Origin of the sequence: Mycobacterium sp. (genome assembly GCF_049281135.1) — a bacterium.
Classification (GTDB): Bacteria; Actinomycetota; Actinomycetes; order Mycobacteriales; family Mycobacteriaceae; genus Mycobacterium.
Window position 1 is genome coordinate 1 of record NZ_JBAPRN010000771.1, and the last position, 3,821, is coordinate 3,821.

The 3,821-nt window shown below is 64.2% G+C and carries 2 protein-coding genes; both read right to left on the minus strand.

Annotation, left to right across the window (positions count from 1 at the left end; genetic code table 11):
* Positions 1 to 80 precede the first annotated feature (80 nt).
* Positions 81 to 2,579 carry a DNA gyrase subunit A gene (gene gyrA / locus WAN02_RS30560; RefSeq protein ID WP_422269120.1) on the minus strand — a complete coding sequence of 833 codons (2,499 nt, stop codon included), beginning with the start codon at positions 2,577 to 2,579 and terminating at the stop codon, positions 81 to 83.
* Positions 2,580 to 2,617: 38 nt separating this feature from the next.
* Positions 2,618 to 3,821 (minus strand): toprim domain-containing protein (locus WAN02_RS30565; protein WP_422269121.1); only part of this gene is annotated, 1,204 nt, incomplete at its 5' end.

Sequence of the window (3,821 nt, forward strand, 5' to 3'; positions counted from 1 at the left end):
GGTCCGGCCCGGCTCGTTCGGTGAAGTCACCCGCAGCTCCTCACTGTGGCGCCCGGCCGCCGGGGCGGTCGGGCGATCGCTTACGCCTCGGCGTCCTCGCCGTCGTCCTCGGCTTCCTCGGCGTTACGGGCGATGGCTAACAGTGTGTCGCCCTCGCCCAAGTTCATCAATCGAACACCCTTGGTCTGCCGTCCGGCCTTACGGACCTGCTTCGCTTTCGTCCGGATCACCCCGCCTCCGGAGGTGATCGCGTACACCTCGCTGTCGTCGTCGACGATCAGCGCACCTACGAGCTTGCCACGACGGGCGTCGTACTGGATCGTCAAGATGCCCTTACCGCCGCGGCCCTGAGCGGTGTACTCCTCGATCGCGGTCCGCTTGGAATACCCGCCGGACGTCGCGACCAGCAAGAATGTGCCCTCACGGACCACATTCAACGACAGCAGGTAATCGTCGGTGTTGAACCGCATGCCCTGCACACCCGAGGTCGCACGGCCCATCGGACGCAGCGCGTCGTCGGTCGCGGAGAACCGGATCGACTGCCCGTTGGCCGAGACCAACAGCAGATCGTCGTCCGACGAGCACAGCACCGCGCCGACGAGTTCGTCGCCGTCGCGCAGATTGACCGCCACGATCCCGCCGGACCGGTTCGAGTCGAAGTCGGTCAGCTTGGTCTTCTTGACCAAGCCGTTGCGGGTGGCCAGCACCAGGTAGGGCGCGTCCTCGTAACTCTTGATCTGGATGACCTGAGCGATCCGCTCCTCGGGCTGGAAGGCCAGCAGGTTCGCGACGTGCTGTCCGCGCGCCGTGCGCGAGGCTTCCGGCAGGTCGTACGCCTTGGCCCGATACACCCGGCCCTGGGTGGTGAAGAACAGGATCCAGTCGTGCGTCGAGCACACAAAGAAGTGCCGCACGATGTCGTCCTGTTTCAGGCCGGCGCCCTGCACTCCCTTACCGCCGCGCTTCTGGCTGCGGTACAAGTCGGTCTTTGTGCGCTTGGCGTAGCCGGTTTCGGTGATGGTGACGACGACGTCCTCGCGGGCGATCAGATCCTCATCGTTGACATCGCCGTCGGCCGCGATGATCCGGGTGCGACGGTCGTCGCCGTGCTTGTCGGCGATCTCGGCGAGTTCGTCGTGCACGATCGCGCGCTGCCGCTCTGGCTTGGCCAGGATGTCTTCCAGGTCGGCGATCTCGGCCTCGATCTTGGCCAGGTCGTCGATGATGCGCTGCCGCTCCAACGCCGCCAGGCGCCGCAACTGCATGTCGAGGATGGCCTGGGCCTGGATCTCGTCGATGTCGAGCAGCTCGATCAGGCCGGCCCGCGCGATGTCCACGGTCTCCGAGGCGCGGATCAACGCGATGACTTCGTCAAGTGCGTCAAGGGCTTTCACCAAACCGCGCAAGATGTGCGCGCGCTCGTTGGCCTTGCGCAGTCGATAGGTGGTCCGCCGGATGATGACGTCGAGTTGGTGCTCGACGTAGTAACGAATCATCTGGTCAAGGCGCAGCGTGCGCGGCACCCCGTCGACGATCGACAACATGTTGGCGCCGAAGCTGGTCTGCAGCTGGGTGTGCTTGTAGAGGTTGTTCAGCACCACCTTGGCCACCGCGTCGCGCTTGATCTCCACGACGATGCGCAAGCCGACCCGGTCGCTGCTCTGGTCCTCGATGTTGGAGATGCCGGCCAGCTTGCCGTCGCGGACCTGCTCGGCGATCGAGGTGATGAAGTTGTCGTGGTTGACCTGGTAGGGGAGCTCGGTGATCACCAGCGAGGTGCGACCGCGCGAATCTTCTTCTACCTCAACGACTCCGCGCATCCGGATCGAACCGCGGCCGGTGGTGTACGCGTCGTTGATCCCTTGTGAGCCGACGATCAAACCGTGCGTCGGGAAATCTGGTCCCTTGACCCGCTCGCAGACCGCGGCCAGCGTGGCTTCCTCGTCGGCCTCGTGGTTCTCCAGGCACCAGTAGACGGCCTCGGCGAGCTCCCTCAGGTTGTGCGGCGGAATGTTGGTGGCCATGCCGACGGCGATACCGCCGGAACCGTTGGCCAACAGGTTCGGGAAACGGCTCGGAAGAACCGTCGGCTCCTGCACGCGTCCGTCATAGTTCGGGATGAAATCGACCGTCTCCTCGTCGATTTCACGCAGCATTTCCATCGCGAGCGGGGTCAGCCGCGCTTCGGTGTATCTCATGGCGGCCGGTGGATCGTTGCCCGGCGAGCCGAAGTTTCCTTGTCCGTCGACCAACGGGTAGCGCAGCGACCACGGCTGCGCCATGCGCACCAGGGTGTCGTAGATCGACGAGTCGCCGTGCGGGTGATAGTTGCCCATCGTCTCGGCAACCGAGCGTGCGGATTTCGCGTGACCGCGGTCCGGCCGGAAGCCGGAGTCGAACATCGCGTAGAGCACCCGGCGGTGCACCGGCTTGAGGCCGTCGCGTACCTCCGGCAGCGCGCGGCCCACGATCACGCTCATGGCGTAGTCGATGTAGCTGCGCTGCATCTCGTGTTGGATGTCCACCGGTTCGATGCGGTCGCCGGCTTCGTCGCTCGGCGGCAACGTCGTGTCAGTCATGTGTTCCTTCGGTCGCTAGAACCAGCCGTCTCGATTTTTTAAACATCCAGGAAGCGAACATCTTTGGCATTACGGGTGATGAAGCTCCGCCGAGCCTCGACGTCCTCGCCCATCAGAATGGAGAACAGCTCGTCGGCCGCGGCGGCGTCGTCGAGCGTGATCTGACGCAGCACCCGCACGGACGGGTCCATCGTGGTCTCCCACAACTCCTTGGCGTCCATTTCTCCGAGGCCCTTGTACCGCTGGATACCGTCTTCGACATTGATTTTTCGGCCGGCCTTCTTGCCCGCCTCGATGAGACCGTCCCGCTCCCGGTCGGAGTAGGCGAACTCGGGTTCGCTGCGCTGCCACTTCAGCTTGTACAGCGGCGGCTGCGCCAGGAACACGTGGCCGTTTTCGATCAGCGGCCGCATGAACCGGAACAATAGGGTCAGCAGCAGCGTCGAGATGTGCTGACCGTCCACGTCGGCGTCGGCCATCAGCACGATCTTGTGGTAGCGCAGCTTGGTGATGTCGAATTCGTCGTGGATCCCGGTGCCCAGCGCGGTGATGATCGCTTGGACTTCGGTGTTCTTCAGGACGCGGTCGATGCGGGCCTTCTCGACGTTGATGATCTTGCCGCGCAACGGCAGAATGGCCTGGAACATCGAGTCGCGGCCGCTCTTTGCCGAGCCGCCGGCCGAATCGCCCTCCACCACATACAGTTCCGACTTGCGCGGGTCAGTGGAGCGGCAGTCAGCGAGCTTGCCCGGGAGCCCACCGATGTCCGTTGCGCTCTTGCGTCGCACTAACTCTCGGGCTTTACGCGCGGCGATACGGGCCTGCGCGGACGACACCGCCTTGTTCAGCACCGTCTTGGCATCGGCGGGGTTGGCCTCGAACCAGTGCGACAACTGCTCGTTGCAGATTTTCTGCACGAAAGACTTGACCTCTGTGTTGCCCAGCTTCGTCTTGGTCTGACCCTCGAACTGCGGATCGCCGAGTTTGATCGACACGATCGCGGCCAGGCCTTCACGGATGTCGTCGCCGGTCAGTTTGTCCTCGTTGGGCTTGAGGATCTTCTTCTCCTCGGCCCACTTGTTGACCACGCTCGTCAACGCGGCCCGGAAGCCCTCCTCGTGGGTGCCGCCCTCGACGGTGTTGATCGTGTTCGCGAACGTGTACACGCTCTCGGAGTAGGTCTCGTTCCACTGCATCGCGACCTCGACCGACAGCCGGGCGGCGGTGTCCTCGGCCTCGAAG